A 16,532-nucleotide genomic window follows, 5' to 3' on the forward strand; every position below is an offset into this window, starting at 1 on the left:
TCAATCCTTCGCCGGCCGGAAGAGTCGCAGCGTCCCGATCGCGGCCACGGCCATCACCACGAGCATCGCCAGGGCCAGCGCGGAGCCGAGTCCGACCGCGGCGGTGCCGCCCTCGCCGCCGAAGGCGAGTCGGTAGAACAACAGGCCGAGGGTGTCGGTGCCGTAGTACGGCGCGCCGGTCACCCCCTGCATGGCGTAGACCAGGTCGAAGGTCTCGAACGCTCCGATGAACGCCAGCACGGTCAAGATCATCCAGGCCGATCGGGTGAGCGGCAGGGTGAGCGAGAACAGGATCCGGCCCGGCCCGGCGCCGTCCAGCCGGGCCGCCTCGTACAGGTTGGACGGGATCGCCTGCATCGCGGCCAGGAAGACCAGGATCGAGAAGCCGATGCTGTGCCAGGCGCCGACCGCGATCACCGAGGTGAGCGCGGAGTCCGGCGTGCCCAGCCAGGCCTGGGTCAGGCCGGCCAGGCCGACCGCCTCCAGGAAGGCATTCAGGGCACCCGATCGCGGGCTCAGGATCAGCTGCCAGAGGAAGCCGACCACGACCAGGGACAGCAGCCGGGGCAGGAAGAACGCCGCCTTGAAGAACTCCCGGCCGACGGTGAGCTGATGCAGCAGCGCCGCGATCACGAACGCTGCGAAGGTGATGATCATGGCGCCGGCGAACATGATCAGGTTGTTGCCGACGGCGTTGATCACCCGCTCGTTCAGCGGGGCGGTGGTGAACAGGGTGACGAAGTTGTCGAGCCCGATCCAGGCGCCGCGATTGATGCCGCGGAAGGAGAAGAAGCTGTTCAGCAGGGTGGTCAGGATCGGATAGAGCACGAACTGCCCGTACAACAGCAGAGCCGGCAGCGCGAACAGGTGGACCCAGGGCGAGATGCGGGCCGGGCCGCGACGCCCCGACGCACCGAGAATCTTCACGACCTCGAGCTGCGGTAGGCATCCTGGGTCTTGGCGAACAGCTCGTCGGCGGTGATCTGGCCGCCCAGGGCGCCCTGCAGCGCATTCTCGAACTCCGACTTCACGTCCGGCTGGCCGCCACCGATCTCGATGAACAGGTTCTGGGTGCCCGACGACGCGATCGCGTCGGCGAGCTTGACGTGCAGGTCGTCCTCCGGCTTGGTGCCGGGCACCGGGCTGAGCCGGGAGAACACCTGACCGAACGCGGTGCCGAAGTCCGCCGACGCCAGGTAGGCCAGCAGCTTCTTGGCATCGTCCAGGTGCTTGGAGTCGGCCAGCACCGCGTACGCGCCGTCGACGAACGTGCACAGGCGCGATGCCGAACCGGAGTCGGGCAGGCTGGGCAGGTAGCCGAGGTTGAGCTTGGCGTTGAGCTCCAACAGCGGCTTGATCCGGTAGTCGCCGTTGATGTACATCGCGGCCTCGCCCTGGGCGAACATCGCGCGCGCCTCGTCGTCGGCCATGCCGATGAAGCTGTCCGGCAGGAACGGCTTGAGGTCCAGCACCCGTTGCACCGACTGCCGAAACTCGGGGCCGGTGAAGTCGGCGCTGCCGTCGTGGGCGGCCTGGACGAAGCCGTCCGGCAGCGCGGCCGAGGCGACGGCCTCGTACAAGATCGACAACAGGTACGCGGCCTTGCCCGACTGGGCGATCGGCACGATGCCGGCGCTCTTCAGCTTCTGGCAGGCGTCCAGGAACTCGGGCCAGGTGGTCGGTTCGGCGATCTTGTGCTTCTCGAACAGATCGACGTTGTAGAGGCTGATCAGAGCGTTGAGCGCCAGCGGGACGCCGTACACCTTGCCGTCCGAGCCGCTCACCGCGCCGAGATCGGCCGGTTTGAACGCGGACAGGCCGGGCAGGTCGTCCAGTGGGGCCAGACTGCCGCCGTCGATGATCTCCCGGCCCGCGGCGTACGGACGCAACTGGATCACGTCCAGCGCATCGCCGGCCTTCATCGCGGTGGCCAGGATCTGGTCGTAGTCGGTGGAGTTGAACGGCTCGAACTCGACCGTGATCCCGGCATTGGCCGCGGTGAAGGCGCCGAACAACTGCTGGTAGCCCTCGGTGTCCTCCTGCCGCCAGCTGTAGACGCTGATCGCGCCGTCGTCGTCGGAGGATGATCCGCAGCCGGTGAGCGAAAGCGTCGAACCGAGCGCCCCGACGCCGGCGGCCGCGAGCAGGGAACGTCTGCTGATCATGATGACTCCGTTTCCGGCGGTCGACCTGAACCTGTCCGGGCATGATCGTACGCCTGGTCTAGACCAGCGTCAACGGCTCTCAGTCGGGGTGATCAGAGGTGCAGGGTGCCGCCGGTGTGGCGGAAGGAGGTCGGTGGCTGGCCGAAGCGGCGGCGGAACGCGGTGCTGAACGGGCGCACCTCCGGATAGCCGCAGCGCCGGGCGATCTCGGTGACCGGGGCGTTGGACTCGAGCAGCAACCGGGCTGCTCGCTCCAGCCGCAACCGGCGCAGGGCCGTTTTCAGCGGCTCGCCGGTCTGGGCCTGGAACAGCCGTTCGGCGTGCCGCTCGGACAGGTGGACGACCGCGGCGACATCCCGGACGACCAGCGGTCGGGCCAGATTGTCCAGCAGATAGCGCTCCATCGTCGCCACCGCGACCGAACGCCGGTCGACCGGCGTGGTCTCCAGAGCAAGATCAGCTTCGTCGGCGAAGGCGCGGGCGGTCTCGATCACCAGGGTCGCGCCGAGCCCGGCCAGCACGCCCGACTGCCCGGATCGCGGCCGGGCCGCCTCGACGGCCAGCGCGCTGATCGTCAACGGCAGCAGGCCGAGGCGATCGGAGAGGGCCGGCCGGTCGGTGTCGAGCAGGCCGCGCCACCAGCCCGGCCGGGACGGCGCCGATCCGCGCCCGGGCGCGAGGGTGAAACCCCAGAAGGCGATGCCGAGCGGGTCGCGGCGGTCGGAGATGATCTCGTGCACCTGGCCGGGGCGGGCGACGAAGACCGTGCCGACGGCGACCCGATGATGATCACCGTCGATGGTGAAGGTGCCGCGGCCGGCGAAAGCCAGGCAGATCTCGAAGTAGGAGTGGGTGTGGGCGTAGTTGCGCCAGTAGCGCGGCTCGAAGAAGCCCCAGCTGACGAAGTCGGCCGCATAGGAGTCGACGACGCACCGATCGAGCAGCCCGTGCAGGCCGGTGAAGCTGCTCGATGCGGCGACGTCGTCGATGATCAAGAGCGGATCGTGATCACTGCGGGTTGCGGCAGGTCGGATCGATGCCGGCCAGGATCATGCCCTGCCCCAGCGACTGCGTGTGCTGGTCGGTCAGCGACGGATCCTCCGGGTCTCGATACTGCACCAGCCAGGTGGTCCGGGCCTCGTCGGAGGTGTTGATCCCGGAGCCGTGCACGGTCAGGTAGCTGAAGAACAGCACGTCGCCGGCCTCGGCGGGCTGCGGGACAGCGTCGCTGAACGGCACGTCGGTCAGGTGATAGCTGCCCTCGGGGCTGTGCTCCCGCGGGCCTGCCTTATGGCTGCCCGGAATGACCCGGACGCACCCCTTCTCCTCCGGCGCATCGTCGAAGTGAAAGATCGCCGCGCCCATCCGGTGGTACTTGTGCGGGAAGAACGGATGATCTTGGTGCAGCGGGAACGGCGAGCCGTTCTCCGGTGGCTTGATGAACAGCTTGGTGTGGTGCAGCTGCACGTTCGGGGTGCCGAGCACCGCGGCGGCGACGTCGGTGAACCGGGGATCGGTCAGCAGCTTACTGAAGGCCGAGTCGTAGAACTGGGCGTCGTGGGTGTGCCGCAGGCTGGTGGCCTGGCCCATCGCGACGTCGGCCGCCGAGGCCCAGGTCGGGTCGTCGCTGCGGTTCAGCCGCTTGATCAACTCGTGGCTGCGGGCCCGGTATGCGGCCGCCTCCTCCTTGGTCAGCAGGCCTTTGACCAGGACGAAACCGTCCCGGGCATGATCAGCGGCCAGCTGGTCAAGATCACGGGCGGGGGTGGTGAGGGTCGTCATCGAGGCTCCTTCGAGACCGTCAGGTGTGTCCGTTGCGAACACCAATCTAGGAATCGGGACCGGCCTTCGGGAAGGCCCGGCCCGGACGCCGATGTTCGCGGAACGGACATGGATCAGGATGCCACGGGAGCGCCGATCCGGGCCGCGACGGTGGCGGCGACCTCCGGCCGCGGATTGGCTCCGGTGACCACGGTGGCCACCCGGTCGCCCGCGATCGCGCCGCTCGCGATGGCCGCGAGCCCGGCCGCGCCGGCCGGTTCGGGCAGCACGCCGAGGGTCCGGGCGGCCAGCACCATCGCGTCCAGGATCGCCGCGTCGTCGACCAGGACGAACTCGTCGACCAGCGCCCGGACCCGGCGGACCGACTCCTCGATCGGCGTACTGACCGCGATCCCGTCGGCGAATGTGGTGGCCTCGACCGTGACCGGGTGCCCGGCCTCGACGCTGCGGACCATCGCCGGGCTGCCCGCGGCGCTGACCCCGACGATCCTGGTGTCCGGGCGGTGCGCCTTGAGCCAGCGGGCGACGCCGGTGATCAACGCCCCGTCGCCGACCGGCAGCACAACCGCGTCGCACGGCTCGGCCCGGGCCAGCTCGACCCCGATCGTCCCGGCCCCTTCGGCGAACGCCGGCTGCCGGCCGTCCTCGACGAACGTCACCTCCGGATGCTGCGCGGCGAAGTCGGCGGCGGCCAGCCGGGCCTCGGCGCTGCCGGCTCCGGCCGGGGTCAGCCGGGCGCCGAACGTCTCCATCCGGCGCCGCTTGTCCGGATTGAGGTCGTACGGGACGAACACCTCGACCGGCATCCCCCGAGCCCGGCCGGCGTACGCGATCGCCTGGCCGAAGTTGCCGGACGAGGCGCAGACCACCGAGCTACCCGACGGCAGCGACGCCAGCATCGTGTCGGCCCCGCGCCCCTTGAAGCTACGGATCGGATTGGCAATCTCCAGCTTGATCAACACCGTCCGGCCAACCGCCGCACACAACTGCTCCTCAACATACTGCGGCGTATCCCGAAAAACCGCCGGCAACTCCCGCGCCGCCCGCTCGATCCGCCCCAACCCGACGTCCAGTTCCATCCCCCACCCTAAAACCGCCGACCCGTCACATCTGCGCCGGTTTTTGCGGCGTGTCGGCGCACAAGTGACGGGTCGGCGAATCCTGTCCGGCGGTCCAGTCGGGACCGGAGGGCTGGTCAGGACCGGTCGGGTCCTGTCGGGGCCGGCCGAAGCCGGGTCGAGCGGCGGGCAGCGGTCAGGGCAAGCCCGACGCCGATCAGCACCGCCGCTGCGACCGGAACGATCGGCGGCACCGGCGCGCCGGTCTCGGGGAGTTGTCCGCCGTCACCCGGCGGGTTGCCGATCGGCGCCGACGGGTGGCTCGGGCCGTCGCTCGGCAGGGCCGTGGGGTTGTCGCTCGGTGGTGGTGTGCTCGGCCCGCCGGGTGAGGGGGTCTCAGTCGGAGTCGGGGTCGGTGCATTCGGAGTCGGCCGGCTGGGCGTCGGCGAGGGGGATCCGGACGGAGCGGGCGTCGGGGACGGTGCCGGACTCGCGCAGAAGATCGCCTCCGAGCTGCCCAGCCGGAGGAAGATCGTCTCGCCGGTGGCGTCGTTCACGCCGTCGTTGTCGGTGATCGCGTAGACGGTCCCGTCGCCGGCGATCGTCAACCCCTCGAGCTTCTCCTGGGTCCAGCCGTTCGTCGCGCGGAGCAGCGGCAGGACATCGACCGCGGTCTCCTTGGTGAGCGGCGTCAGGGTGCCGTCCCTGGTCGCAGCCGGGACGGTGATCATGGTGATCCGCTTGATCGCCGCGTCCGGCCCGTTCAGCTTGTCCCGTTCGATCAGCGCCAGCCGATGATCATCGATCACGGTGATCTCGCTCAGCCCGATCCAGTCGCCTTCGGCTGTGGTCCGTTCCAGCGGGTAGCCGAACCATTCCCATTGGCCGGTGGACGGGACGAAGCGGCCGATCCGGGCGGTGTCGTCGGGATCGCCGTCCAGGTGGCGTTGCAGCGCGACATACACCTGCTCGACCCCGGCGACGGTGACCGCCGCGACGCCCTCCAGACCCTGGCTCTTGATCTTGGCCGCTAGCTCGTCGGGCAGTTTGATCTCCTGCCGCACCGCGCCGGCGGCGTCGAGCCGGATCAACGCGTTCTCGGGGCCGGTCTCACCCTCGGCGGCAATCCAGAACCCGCCGTCCGGTCGCTGCGCGATGCCTTCGGCGTCGACGGCGTATGGCTTGCCGTCCTTGGTGATCACCCGTTCGGTGTCGATCACCGCCGGGGTCACCGACGCGTCGATGCCCAGGATCCGGGTCGGCTGATAGGCGGCGTCGGTCACCGAATAGAGCCGGTGCGCCGCGTTGACGTCGCGGCTGAGGGCGCCCAGTGCACCCCAGGGGATCGGCTGCTCGCCGACGGAGTGGATGGTCGGAAACTCCGGCTTTCCCTGCCCCAGTTGGAAAAGACTGACGCTCGCCCGGACCCGGTTCGCCGGCTCGTCGGTCTCGCTGGAGACGGCGAGCAGGTGCCGATCCGGGATCGGCAGGATCCCCTCCGGCCCGTTCGTGGTCGGCAGGGTCTGCCGATAGACCGGCGCGACCGGGTCGGTGAGGTCGTAGACGGCGACGAAGTTGGCCCGTTCGGCGGCGACGAACCCGTACCGGGTGCCGTTGATCTCGGCGATCGCCAAGCCTTCCGGCTCGGAACCCTTGTCTGCCGAACGATGCTCCGGGTAGAGCCCGTTGGAGATCGCCAGGTGCTCGAAAGAGTTGCCGGCATCCCAGGCGGGTTGGCCGGTCACGGTGTCGAAGATCGTCCAGCCGCGGCTGCCGCCCTTCCAGTCGCCCTCGTTGGCGGTGGCGACGTGATGATCATCGACCCAGCCGATGGCGTCCGGCTCCCGCGGGAGGTCGGTCAGCGTGCCGGTCGGATCGATCTGATCATCGTCCTCCGTGTCGATCCCGGTCAGCGTGACCGTGCCCGCGGAGAAGGCCTTGATCAAGGTCCCCCGCAGGGGGTTGAACAGCGCGATCGCGTTGTTCTCCTGCAGAGTCAGGGCGACGGTGGACGAGTCGGGTGAGTACGCGACATACTCCGGCTCCGGATCCTCCGGGGTGTCGATGCCCTCGATGCCGGCGAGTTGGTTGGCGATCTCGACGTTCTTCAGCGTCCAGCGCGCCGGGCCGGTCGGAGCCAGCCGAAGGAAGCTGATCAAGCCGGCCGGCTGCTGCGGCAGGCCGCCGTCGCCGGCCTCCTCGTCCCGCTCGTTCTCGATCGCGATCGCCGCCGTCCTGCCGTCCGGTGCGATGGCGATCGAGTCGGGCTGGCCGGGCAGCTCGATGCTGCGCACCCGCGTCCGGTCGGCAAGCTTGATCACGTCCAGCCGGCCGGACGGCGTGGTGAACGAGGCGCTGGTGTTGATCACGACGAGCACGTAGTCACCGACGACCGCGACCGATGTCGGCTCGTCCTCCGCATCGCCGAGCTCGGTCAGCGCCAGCGTGCCGAGCCCGGTCGGCGCATGTGGATCGGTGATATCGAGGAACCCGATCTGCCGGGCCAGCGCATCGGTGTAGATCAGCGTGTTGCCGTCCCCGCTGACCGTCGAGATCTCGGCCACAGTCTCGGCCGACGGGTCGTCGTCGTTGTTCAGATAGACCGGATAGGTCGCGGTCCGCTGGAACACGGCGCCGTCGTCCGCGGCCGCAGTCCCGGGCACCGAGAGCCCGGCCCCGGCCAGCCACAGAGCGGCCACACCGGCCGCGATCGATCTCGTACCCCTGCGTCGTGCCATCAGCGACCTCGACCCCCTGCTTCACCCGTGCGCCCCCTGCGCCGGGGGAGCATCCCAGGAGGACCGCACGATCAGATGGCGAGCAGATGAGCCGAACCTTTCGGCCAGGTTTCCACTCGGCGCCACGCCGGCCCAAGGCGGCTCCCAGCCAACTGGTTTGGGCCTCAAGGCCAGGGACCGCTAAACTCAGTCGTCGGTCGTCCCAGGACGACCGGGCGCCCGTGGCTCAACGGATAGAGCATCTGACTACGGATCAGAAGGTTGGGGGTTCGAATCCCTCCGGGCGCGCTGCACAAAGTCGGTTCGACTAGGAATAACAGTCAAACAAGTTGACCCCGACTCGCTGGGATTTCAGCCGAGCCGGACCATTCGGTGCCGCGCCCCTGGACGCGGTTCTCAGCGGTCCGCAGCGATGGGCGCCAAGTTCGGCATCGACATGGCGGCGGAGGCGGCACGATGCTGCGCGTGTACGCGGAGTGGAGCGCGGCAGCCGACCGGAGGTCCACGTAGCCTCTGTGCGCCGGCTCATTGGCCTGAGTTCAGCTTGACCTCGCGTCCTGTGTTCTTGTCAACAATCTTCCTGGCACCCAATGGCTTATCAAGCTCGACCCTAGTGATGTCGTTGCAGGCTGGCCTTGCAGGAAGCTTGGTGGCGATGACGGAGATAAGGACCGTGTCCGACGTCTCATCCTTCTTCACATCCCACTCTCCTCCGCATGGAACAGTCACGGTCAGAGTCGTCGACCCAGCCTCTCCGGACACTTCAAAGGACACGGGATCTCGGACCGAACATGAGCTGGTCCACATCAATGAGATCAGGCATACGATCAGGGCGATCGCCCTCAGCACCCGTCCGGACGAGTAGCTCATCAGCCCGTCCTCACCGAGACTCCGAGCGCGTTGTATATGTAGGTGGCGCGCGAAAACAGGTCGCATTGGTCGCCGGTAATAATGTTGCAAGTCAACCATCCACTCGTAAGTCCGTATGCGTTGTATGAGTAGAACCAGGGGCCTCCACTGTCCCCCTCGATCGCCTTCCGGTGGTCAGTCCTTACGAGTCGACACATCTGTGGATAGCCAGGGTAGGTAATACAATCCGATAGATCTGCCACCGTGTCGCAGGTCGACCCCGTAACCCATCCGAACTTGCATATTGTCTGATTATCCATCGGGCTGAACACGCCGCGCACGTCTCTGGCAGATGTCTCTACCTTTGAGAAATAGAAGTCATCAGGTTCAGTATCGGTAGTCGTATGCCATTGGTAGTCTCCGTAAGTCCCCATATGTTGAGCCCTGTACGTCATCGTGAACTCTGCCTGACCTGGTCGATTCTCATGGGTCAGTCCATTTGCACAGTGTCCGGCAGTGGCAACTCCAGTGGTGCCCGCGGAACTAATGACATTGAAGCCCCCGGTGCACGCAAGACCCTCCGATGACGGGTGCTCTAGCCGCCCACCGCCGTTGCGCGCAGTGGGAGATGCATTGAACGATTCACTTAGGGTCAAGTCGTACTGAACGCCCGGTGCACTGGTCGCGATACCCGCAGAAACCCTGCTCTCAAGGTCACTTTCGCGGAGCCTGAAGCCGGCGGAGTTGGCTACTGACTTCACGACGTTGCCGTTTCTGTCATACGACGACGAAACCGCCGTATCAGCATCGAGTAGAGAAGTCAGCGATTCGTGTGCTTTTCTCACGACGTCGTGGATGTCAGTTTCATTTAGAGGTTGATCCTCCACGATATCGACCTTGATTGCAGCATCGATGCCTGCGAGGATCGATATCGCTTCGGCCGGGGCTGATCCTTTGAAGCGCACCTTGACCGCCGCAGGAGTCTCGCTGGTGACCTCGGCACCTGAGTAGAAGTCTGGGAATTTCTCGGCCAACTTGGTCATCACACCGGCCACGCCATCCTGCCAATCCACGGCCTTGAATGCGTCGTCATAGGAGATCCCTCGCTGTTGCGCCACAATCTGTATGTCGGCACGAAGGGCCTCCTCGCCGGCCGGCGGATCAGCCACAGCTGTGCCGGAGGTAGTCGCAATTGCCCCGGAGGTGATCAAAGCCATCGCAGCCAGCACTATGGTTGACCGCCTGATTCGGTGCTCTTGGAACATTGTTACCCCCGGCAGGAAAGTGACCCGCGTCACGTGATTGATCTCACACGGTAGCAGGTGGATGACCTCCTGGTTGCCGAACTGGAAATCCCCAACCATCGATCTCGACCCTGAAGACGCCCCACCGTCGGTCCGGGAGGCGAGGCGTGTTCACGTCACGAACCATCCTGTGCCGTGATGTCAGACTGGGTGGGATGGAATGGGCGGGATGACATGGCAAACAGAACCCAGCTTCGGACTGCGGATCAGAAGGTTGGGTGTCTCTGCGTGTACGCGGCGTGGAGTGAGGTGGCTGACAGGAAGGTGGCGGATGTCCTGGCTTCAATGGTGTCTCTGCCGGCCTCCGCGCGACGCGCTGCCGACAAGCGGCAATCCCACTCACGCCCTGCCGATGTCCCGGTGCAGTCGGTCAGTACCGATAGGAGCGGATCTGGCCGAGGACCGAGGTGAAAAAGTCGCGGAGTGATTCCCGCACCTCGACACCGGCGTTGTACAAACGTTGAAACCGTCGGCGCTGCCAGGTGACCCCCGGCCGGTGCTCCTGGCCGAGAATCTGTTCTCGCTGATCGACAAAGTGTGCGACGTCACATGCAGAGGTCTTCAACCGGCGCAGTACGCGGCTGTCGGCAATCTCCCAGGCGCGACGGTCGATTCCGGTCAATGGTTCTTGCCGGGCTCGTAGCCTTGCCAACCGCTCCTCGAGTGGGCTCGGCAGGGGATCCGAGTGTGTGTTCATGAGCGACCGACCTCGACTTTCCGACTCTCAGTACAGTGCCTGCTGCCCGTCTCGTCGCAGGGCGCTTCCCGGGTCAGGTCCTGCATGTTGAGCACCAGGGCCCGGCCTGGCTCCAACTCCTTGTGCCCGAAGTTCGTGCAACGTTGTGAACGCGTGGTCAGGAAGAGTATTAGGATAGTTGGCTACTTGAAATTCAGACACGGTCGCCGGTAAGCGGTCTGGACCTTTGGGATTGACCCTGATGTACGCATCAGATCCATTCTGAAAAATGCCTGCTTGTTTTCTGGTCACATAGAACCAGTCCGACTTCTCGCCAGGAATTCCGCTTGAGTTTTGGAACAGCATATTGATCTGCGTTCCTATTTTCGACATCGTCGCATCATTGGCCCTCCGTCCCAGCGCCGTACGTATGGGTCTGAACGCTGCCACTGACAGATTACGCCGATGCCGGCGATATCGACGATCACCGTGGCCCAAACCGAGGTTCAGCGCGGGGTGTCCAGCCAGGGGTCCTTGAGATCGAAATAGACCGGCTCGCCGACGGCGAGGGCATTCAGCTCCTGCATGAATTCCTGCAGTTTCGGCGGCGGCTCCTTCCGTTCCCCCTCGCGGGCGGCCTCCTCGGACGTGAAATAGATCGCCATCGTCCAGGCGCCGTCGTCGTGGCCGGCGATGATTGTGCCGAGGATCTCCGGGCGGTACTGCTGCCAATCGGTCGAGTCGCTCGCCATCAGCTCCCGGACCCGATCCGGATCGCTCGAGCGGCCCTGCATGATCTGCACGAAGCCGGCCTGGTCGGGGTCACCGGGCAGGTCGACGTCGACGTACCGGCTGTCCTGGAAAGTCGGCTCGCCGGTGAACACCGAAGCCGTCACCTCCCACCAGGCCGTCTGTTCCGGTCGATCGCTGTTCTGCTGCGCCGCCGCTGCCGACTCGAAGCGGGCCAGGGCGATGAATCGCCCGTCCTCGGTGACTCCGGAGGTCGACCCCAGCCAGCCGACCGATCCCGGCGCCACCTCGGCGATCCATTGATCGAATTGGGCCCGCGCCCGCGCCGCGTCCGACACCTGACCCTGAATAACCTGTACGAACATCTCCGGACCCCCGTCCGATCTTCCATACCAGTTTGATATGTGGTATTGACGCTACGCCGGTCGGCGTGTCCGCGCGGGCGCTTTGCCGGCAGAGTTCAGGGGTCCGGTGACGCGGGCAGCCGACCTTCACGGTGAGGCCGGCGATTCCTTGATCATGGTCGAGTCGTAGCCGCCGCCGGGCCAGGACCACGCGCCGACGTTTCGGCTGAAGTCGTCGTTGAACGTGCCGACGAACTTGGCCGGTGAATCCGATCCACCGAACCAGATGGTCAGGACGGCGCCGTCCAGGGCGTACGTGTATTCCAGGATCTCGCCGGAACTGCCGAAGAAGTGGGATCGGATGCTGTCGGACTCGCTGTCGTAACCGATGTATTCGACCCCGCGGGTGTGCTGGTCGTCGGCGACGATGTCGACGTCCTGCACCAGCCAGCCGCCGAAGTCGGCCCAGGCGTAGCGGACCTGGCCCGAGGTGCCCGGCCCCTCGACGCGCCAGGTGCCCAGCAAGGGCTCGAGCTGCTTGAGAGAGTCGGGTGGTGCTTCGCTCATGAGTGCTCTCCTTGATCGAGTGATCGCCATCGAACCGGTCGACGCGCGGAGGCGCCATGTCTGGGGGACGCGGATCCATGTCCGTCCGTCTCACCGGCGCCCACCTTGATCGGGAGTTCGCGGTGGACCGAATGGTGATCACGGAATTGGGTACGGGGACGGATAGGTCGGCCCGGCTACCTAGGAGGCCGGGAAGGCATAGGTCGCGGCGGTTGAGCACCCAGCCGTCGCGACCACATCGACCTCCGCCAACGCCGGCTGGGCCTGGCCCAACCGACGTGCTGTACTGCCGGGAACCGAATAGGGGAAGGGCCGGTGGGTGGACTACGACGCCGAGCATGCCTGGGAGGACCTGGCGGAGCTGTTGTCGACACGGCACCGGCCGATGCCCTCGCTGGCGACGCGGTGGGTGCACGAGCCCGGGTGGCGGTGGCGGATCACCATGCCCGACTACGACATCTGGCTGGTGCTCGCGGGTCAGGGCGCCGGACGGGTCAACGACCGGCCGGTCACGGTCCGTGCCAACAGCCTGATGATGTTCCGGCCGGGCGATGTGGCCGAGTTCGGACATGATCCGAACGACCCGCTGACGGTGATCTCCTGCCACTACGACTTCGTCGATCCCACGACGTCCGTGCCGTCGGAGCCGCCCGCGGCGTGGCTGCCGGACCGGCACCTGCAGCTGAGTCGGAGCTCGCGGCTCAGTGATCTGCTGCACCGGATCATGCGACTGCGCCGGGACCCGCATCCCTTACGACAGCTCGAATCGGCCTCGGTGTTGCTGTCGGCGTTGATCGAGGTCTATCTGCAGGAGGCGCAGGCGCAGGGCCGGCTGATCCCGCAGATCGACCCGCGGCTGCAGGAGGTGCTCGACTTCATCGCCGCCGAACCGTCGCGGCGTCCGACGCTCAGCCAGGCGGCCGCGGTGGCCGGGTTGTCCCCGGTGTATCTGTCCCGCCTGTTCTCGGCCCAGCTCGGCACCACCTTCCGGCGTCAGCTCCTGCAGGTGCGCCTGGAGCGGGCGTACCAACTGTTGGCGGAGAGCCCGCTGTCCGTGGCGGAAGTGGCCCGGGCGCTCGGCTACGACGACGTCTTCCTGTTCAGCCGGCAGTTCAGCCGTTGGTTCGGGCAGCCGCCGAGCAGCGTCAAGGGTCAGGGCGGTGCGACCGGGCCATCGATGTGACGTTGAGTGCAACGATTCAACTGATCAGGTCATGGCTCCGTGCCGCTCCCCTTCCTTACAGTCGGGCGCAACCCACGCCACGAGTCAGCCCACTGCCACGGAGAGGTGACATGGACACTCAGGACCAAGATCACGAGGACGTACGACCAGCCGAGCGGGACCAGCAGGAAGCCGACACCGGGCCACGGTTGGGTCGCCGCACCCTGCTCGGAGCTGCGGGGCTGGGGACCTGGGCCGTCGCCGCGGCCGGCGGGCTCGGCGCCGGGCCGACGACGGCGAATGCCGAGCCGCGTCAGGCAGCCGGGCGGACGCCCTACCCGGACGACCTGCCGTTGATCAGCGGCGAGGAGTTCCCGATCGGGCTGTACTGGCCACCGCCGCCGTATCAGACCACGCTGGCGCGCTATCAGGAGATCAAGAACGCCGGCTTCACCTTCCTGGTCGGCGGGAACTACCTTTACGACGCGTTCATCACCCGCCGGGCGATGGGCTTCGCGGGTCAGGTCGGCCTGAAATATCTGGAGGCCAACGACCTACGGCTCTCGTCGCTGATGCGGCTGGCCAAGCTGACCGATGACGGGGCCGGCGAGTTGGAGTACTCGACGGCGGAGACCAGGAAGTTGCTCCAGGCCGCGGTCGATGTGTACAAGCCGCAGGCGTCGTTTGCGGGCTTCAACTTCTGGGACGAGCCGACCACCCCGCAGGCGATCGAGAACGTGGCTCGCGGCATCCGGATGCTGCGCGAGATCGCGCCGAATGTCTTCCCGTACGTCAATCTCGAGCGCGGCATCTCGATGAACCCGACCCGGCTGGCCGCCTTCGTCGAGCAGGTCGACCCGCCGGTCATCTCCTTTGATCACTATCCGCTGTTCAACGGCAGCATCGATCAGACCTGGTACGCCGACTGGGCGTCGGTCCGGCAGGCCGGGCTGGACTTCGACCTGCCGACCTGGACCTATCTGCTGGCGGTCGAACACCTGAACTATCGATCACCGACCGAGGCCGAGCTGCTGTGGCAGACCAACGTCAGCCTGGCCTACGGCTGCACCGGAATCCTGTACTTCACCTACTGGACGCCGGAGGCGGCGCGGGGCGAGGGCTTCGCCGAGGGCGACGGTGCGTTGATCACGTTGGCCGGCGAGCGGACCGCGCGCTACCAGGCGGCGAAGAAGATCAACAGCGGCTGGCTGTCCCGGGTCGGACGGCAGCTGAAGCCGCTGACCTCGGAGAGCATCGGCGTGGCCAACCTGCTGGACCATCCGCCGAACGGCCTGCCCGCGTTCGCTCCCGGTGACTACATCAAGGAGACCTGGGGCGATCCGTTGATCATCGGGCGGTTCGGGTCGGCCGCCGATGATGATCATCGGTGGTTCCTGGTGGTCAACTACGCCCTGGATGCGAAGGCGACCGGGCGGGTCAACTTCGGCTCCGACGTCGCCACGGTGGAACGCTACGTCCCCGCGGACGAGAGCTACCGGCCGGTGAGTCCACGGGCCGACATCTCGCTCGGTGCCGGGGCCGCCGTGCTCTATCGGGTGGAGGTCGCCGCATGATCATCGAATCCGGTTCGTCGTTACCTGGCCCCCGCTCAAGATCGGCTGGCCGGGTGCGGCCGGCCGTCCTGCTCGGCGTGCTGCTGGCTTTGCTGCTCCAGCCGCTGCTGCTGTCCCCGGCGGCTGCGGTCGAGGATGATCCCTTTCCGCCGCGGCTGCGGGTGGTCGCCGAGCCGGTGACGTCGTTCGTCCAACCGGGCGGTACGGCCATGATCACGATCACGGTCTGGGGCCAGGCCCGGGATCCGATCGACGGCGTGCTCCGGGTCAGCCGACCGAGCGGGTGGCAGGTCACTCCGGCCGAGCAACCGTTCCAGGTGCCCACCCACGGGACCCCGGTCCCGGTCGAGTACACGGTCCAGGTCACGCCGCCCGCCGATGCCGACTTCGGTCGGGAGACGCTGAAGATCACCGCCAGGTCGACGGACAGCGAGGCGCCGGTCAAGGCCGCGACCGAGGCCGCGGTGGCCGTGTCCTGGCCGGCGGGCACAACGGCGGAGGCCTCGAGCGTCCATCCGCCCGGCGGCGCCTCGTTCGTCGCCGGGAACGCCATCGACGGCGACGTGAGCACCTTCTGGAACGACGCCACCGTGGCGGCCTACCCGGACGAACTCACGGTGATCACTCCGGAGCCGATCAAGATCTCCGGAGTGGGGATCGTCACCCACTCGGCCGGTTGGATCAGCGACTTCACCGTCCAGACGTCGACGGACGGAGAGACCTGGTCGACCCGGGCCACGGTCAAGGGCAACTCCGCGCTGGACCGCGAGGTGCCCTTCCGCCGGGCGGTGACCGCGAGCCAGGTGCGGATCGTCGTGACCGGAAACGCACCGTCGTCGTTCGGCGAGTTCACCCGACTGATCGAGCTCACTCCGCTCGGCGGCTGACGTCGTATCGCGGTGACCTCGGTCCCCTTCGGTCAGGTCCGGGCGGGGCCGAGGTCGCCGGCGTAGATCCGTTGCGTCCCGCCGTGCACCGAGGCGTCGCGTTCATGATCAAGACCGAGCTTCTCGGCGACCCGTTGCGACGGCGTGTTGGCCGGATTGATGATCGCGATCAGTCGCCGTACACCCAACGCGTCCCGGGCAAGATCACGACAGGCCTCGGCGGCCTCGGTGGCGAGCCCGCGGCCCTGAAGATCAGCCCGGACGTGATAGCCGATCTCGATCTCGGTGCGCCCGTCCACCAGCTGCGGCGTGAGGCCGCAGTCCCCGACGAACTCGCCGGTCTCCCGCAGCGTGATCAGCCACAGGCCGAATCCTCGCTCGCGATAGAGCCGTTGGTTCCAGTGGATCCAGGCCAGCGCGCCGGCCCGATCACGAGGCTTCGGGTAGTACTGCATGACCACCGGATCCCCCAGCAATCCGGCCAGGTCGTCATGATCTTGTTCGGTCATCTCGCGGAAGGCGAGGCGTGGACTGGGTGCGGGAATCACAGGAACTTGTTATCAGTCCGATGGTCGGCGTGTCCTGATCGGTGCCCTAGGGTAGGGCGCAACACCGGCCCCGCAACAGACCTGCGGGGCACAGTTACTTGGGGTGACGAACGTACGAGCCCATCGGC

At 66.9% G+C, this 16,532-nt stretch carries 14 protein-coding genes and 1 tRNA gene; 4 read left to right on the forward strand and 11 right to left on the reverse strand.

The features are described from left to right. The 6 genes from FNH24_RS04700 to FNH24_RS04725 form a co-directional block, all read right to left on the reverse strand. A complete protein-coding gene (locus FNH24_RS04700; protein ID WP_152360985.1) occupies positions 1-927 on the reverse strand; it encodes a carbohydrate ABC transporter permease in 927 nt (308 codons plus the stop codon). Then, a complete protein-coding gene (locus FNH24_RS04705; RefSeq protein WP_152360986.1) occupies positions 924-2,165 on the reverse strand; it encodes an ABC transporter substrate-binding protein in 1,242 nt (413 codons plus the stop codon). Before FNH24_RS04705 ends, FNH24_RS04700 begins: the two co-directional genes overlap by 4 nt. 92 nt (positions 2,166-2,257) lie before the next feature. Then, complete coding sequence (locus FNH24_RS04710) at positions 2,258-3,160, reverse strand: helix-turn-helix transcriptional regulator (RefSeq protein WP_152360987.1); 903 nt, start codon at positions 3,158-3,160, stop codon at positions 2,258-2,260. Between the two features lie 13 nt (positions 3,161-3,173). Continuing rightward, positions 3,174-3,947 carry a phytanoyl-CoA dioxygenase family protein gene (locus tag FNH24_RS04715; RefSeq protein ID WP_152360988.1) on the reverse strand — a complete coding sequence of 258 codons (774 nt, stop codon included), beginning with the start codon at positions 3,945-3,947 and terminating at the stop codon, positions 3,174-3,176. 113 nt (positions 3,948-4,060) lie between these two features. Then, positions 4,061-5,026, reverse strand: a complete 966-nt coding sequence (locus FNH24_RS04720; protein WP_170304474.1) for a threonine ammonia-lyase — start codon at positions 5,024-5,026, stop codon at positions 4,061-4,063. Between the two features lie 116 nt (positions 5,027-5,142). Then, positions 5,143-7,743 carry an esterase-like activity of phytase family protein gene (locus FNH24_RS04725; RefSeq protein WP_152360989.1) on the reverse strand — a complete coding sequence of 867 codons (2,601 nt, stop codon included), beginning with the start codon at positions 7,741-7,743 and terminating at the stop codon, positions 5,143-5,145. 215 nt (positions 7,744-7,958) lie between these two features. On the opposite strand from FNH24_RS04725, the gene FNH24_RS04730 reads away from it, so the two are divergent. Further along, positions 7,959-8,031, forward strand: a tRNA-Arg gene (locus FNH24_RS04730). Positions 8,032-8,268: 237 nt separating this feature from the next. Here the strand turns inward: FNH24_RS04730 and FNH24_RS04735 are convergent. From FNH24_RS04735 to FNH24_RS04750, 4 genes are all read right to left on the reverse strand, one after another. Next, positions 8,269-8,613 (reverse strand): hypothetical protein, encoded by a 345-nt coding sequence (locus FNH24_RS04735; protein ID WP_152360990.1) that lies wholly within the window; start codon positions 8,611-8,613, stop codon positions 8,269-8,271. Beyond that, on the reverse strand, positions 8,613-9,956 hold the full coding sequence (locus FNH24_RS04740; RefSeq protein WP_152360991.1) for a S1 family peptidase: 1,344 nt from the start codon (positions 9,954-9,956) through the stop codon (positions 8,613-8,615). Before FNH24_RS04740 ends, FNH24_RS04735 begins: the two co-directional genes overlap by 1 nt. 1,122 nt (positions 9,957-11,078) lie before the next feature. Then, a complete protein-coding gene (locus FNH24_RS04745; protein WP_152360992.1) occupies positions 11,079-11,687 on the reverse strand; it encodes a hypothetical protein in 609 nt (202 codons plus the stop codon). A 126-nt stretch (positions 11,688-11,813) separates the two neighbouring features. Beyond that, on the reverse strand, positions 11,814-12,233 hold the full coding sequence (locus FNH24_RS04750) for a hypothetical protein (protein ID WP_152360993.1): 420 nt from the start codon (positions 12,231-12,233) through the stop codon (positions 11,814-11,816). Positions 12,234-12,552: 319 nt separating this feature from the next. Here FNH24_RS04750 and FNH24_RS04755 point away from each other — a divergent pair, with 319 nt between their 5' ends. The 3 genes from FNH24_RS04755 (at position 12,553) to FNH24_RS04765 (ending at position 15,856) form a co-directional block, all read left to right on the forward strand. Beyond that, complete coding sequence (locus FNH24_RS04755) at positions 12,553-13,416, forward strand: helix-turn-helix transcriptional regulator (protein WP_152360994.1); 864 nt, start codon at positions 12,553-12,555, stop codon at positions 13,414-13,416. Between the two features lie 110 nt (positions 13,417-13,526). Further along, positions 13,527-14,969 carry a hypothetical protein gene (locus FNH24_RS04760; RefSeq protein WP_152360995.1) on the forward strand — a complete coding sequence of 481 codons (1,443 nt, stop codon included), beginning with the start codon at positions 13,527-13,529 and terminating at the stop codon, positions 14,967-14,969. A 53-nt stretch (positions 14,970-15,022) separates the two neighbouring features. Next, complete coding sequence (locus tag FNH24_RS04765; protein ID WP_161605994.1) at positions 15,023-15,856, forward strand: discoidin domain-containing protein; 834 nt, start codon at positions 15,023-15,025, stop codon at positions 15,854-15,856. A gap of 32 nt (positions 15,857-15,888) precedes the next feature. On the opposite strand, the gene FNH24_RS04770 is transcribed toward FNH24_RS04765, so the two are convergent. Beyond that, complete coding sequence (locus FNH24_RS04770) at positions 15,889-16,404, reverse strand: GNAT family N-acetyltransferase (protein WP_281350997.1); 516 nt, start codon at positions 16,402-16,404, stop codon at positions 15,889-15,891. Between the last annotated feature and the right edge of the window lie 128 nt (positions 16,405-16,532).

The sequence above is a fragment of the Microlunatus speluncae genome, assembly GCF_009299835.1.
GTDB classification, from domain to species: Bacteria; Actinomycetota; Actinomycetes; order Propionibacteriales; family Propionibacteriaceae; genus Microlunatus; species Microlunatus speluncae.

Excerpts from the sequence above, each read along its gene's own strand:
- FNH24_RS04735 (WP_152360990.1), bottom strand. The coding sequence starts at position 8,613 with ATGAGCTACTCGTCCGGACGGGTGCTGAGGGCGATCGCCCTGATCGTA.
- FNH24_RS04705 (WP_152360986.1), bottom strand. The coding sequence starts at position 2,165 with ATGATCAGCAGACGTTCCCTGCTCGCGGCCGCCGGCGTCGGGGCGCTC.
- FNH24_RS04740 (WP_152360991.1), bottom strand. The coding sequence starts at position 9,956 with ATGGTTGGGGATTTCCAGTTCGGCAACCAGGAGGTCATCCACCTGCTA.
- FNH24_RS04750 (WP_152360993.1), bottom strand. The coding sequence starts at position 12,233 with ATGAGCGAAGCACCACCCGACTCTCTCAAGCAGCTCGAGCCCTTGCTG.
- FNH24_RS04745 (WP_152360992.1), bottom strand. The coding sequence starts at position 11,687 with ATGTTCGTACAGGTTATTCAGGGTCAGGTGTCGGACGCGGCGCGGGCG.
- FNH24_RS04760 (WP_152360995.1), top strand. The coding sequence starts at position 13,527 with ATGGACACTCAGGACCAAGATCACGAGGACGTACGACCAGCCGAGCGG.
- FNH24_RS04720 (WP_170304474.1), bottom strand. The coding sequence starts at position 5,026 with ATGGAACTGGACGTCGGGTTGGGGCGGATCGAGCGGGCGGCGCGGGAG.
- FNH24_RS04725 (WP_152360989.1), bottom strand. The coding sequence starts at position 7,743 with ATGGCACGACGCAGGGGTACGAGATCGATCGCGGCCGGTGTGGCCGCT.
- FNH24_RS04715 (WP_152360988.1), bottom strand. The coding sequence starts at position 3,947 with ATGACGACCCTCACCACCCCCGCCCGTGATCTTGACCAGCTGGCCGCT.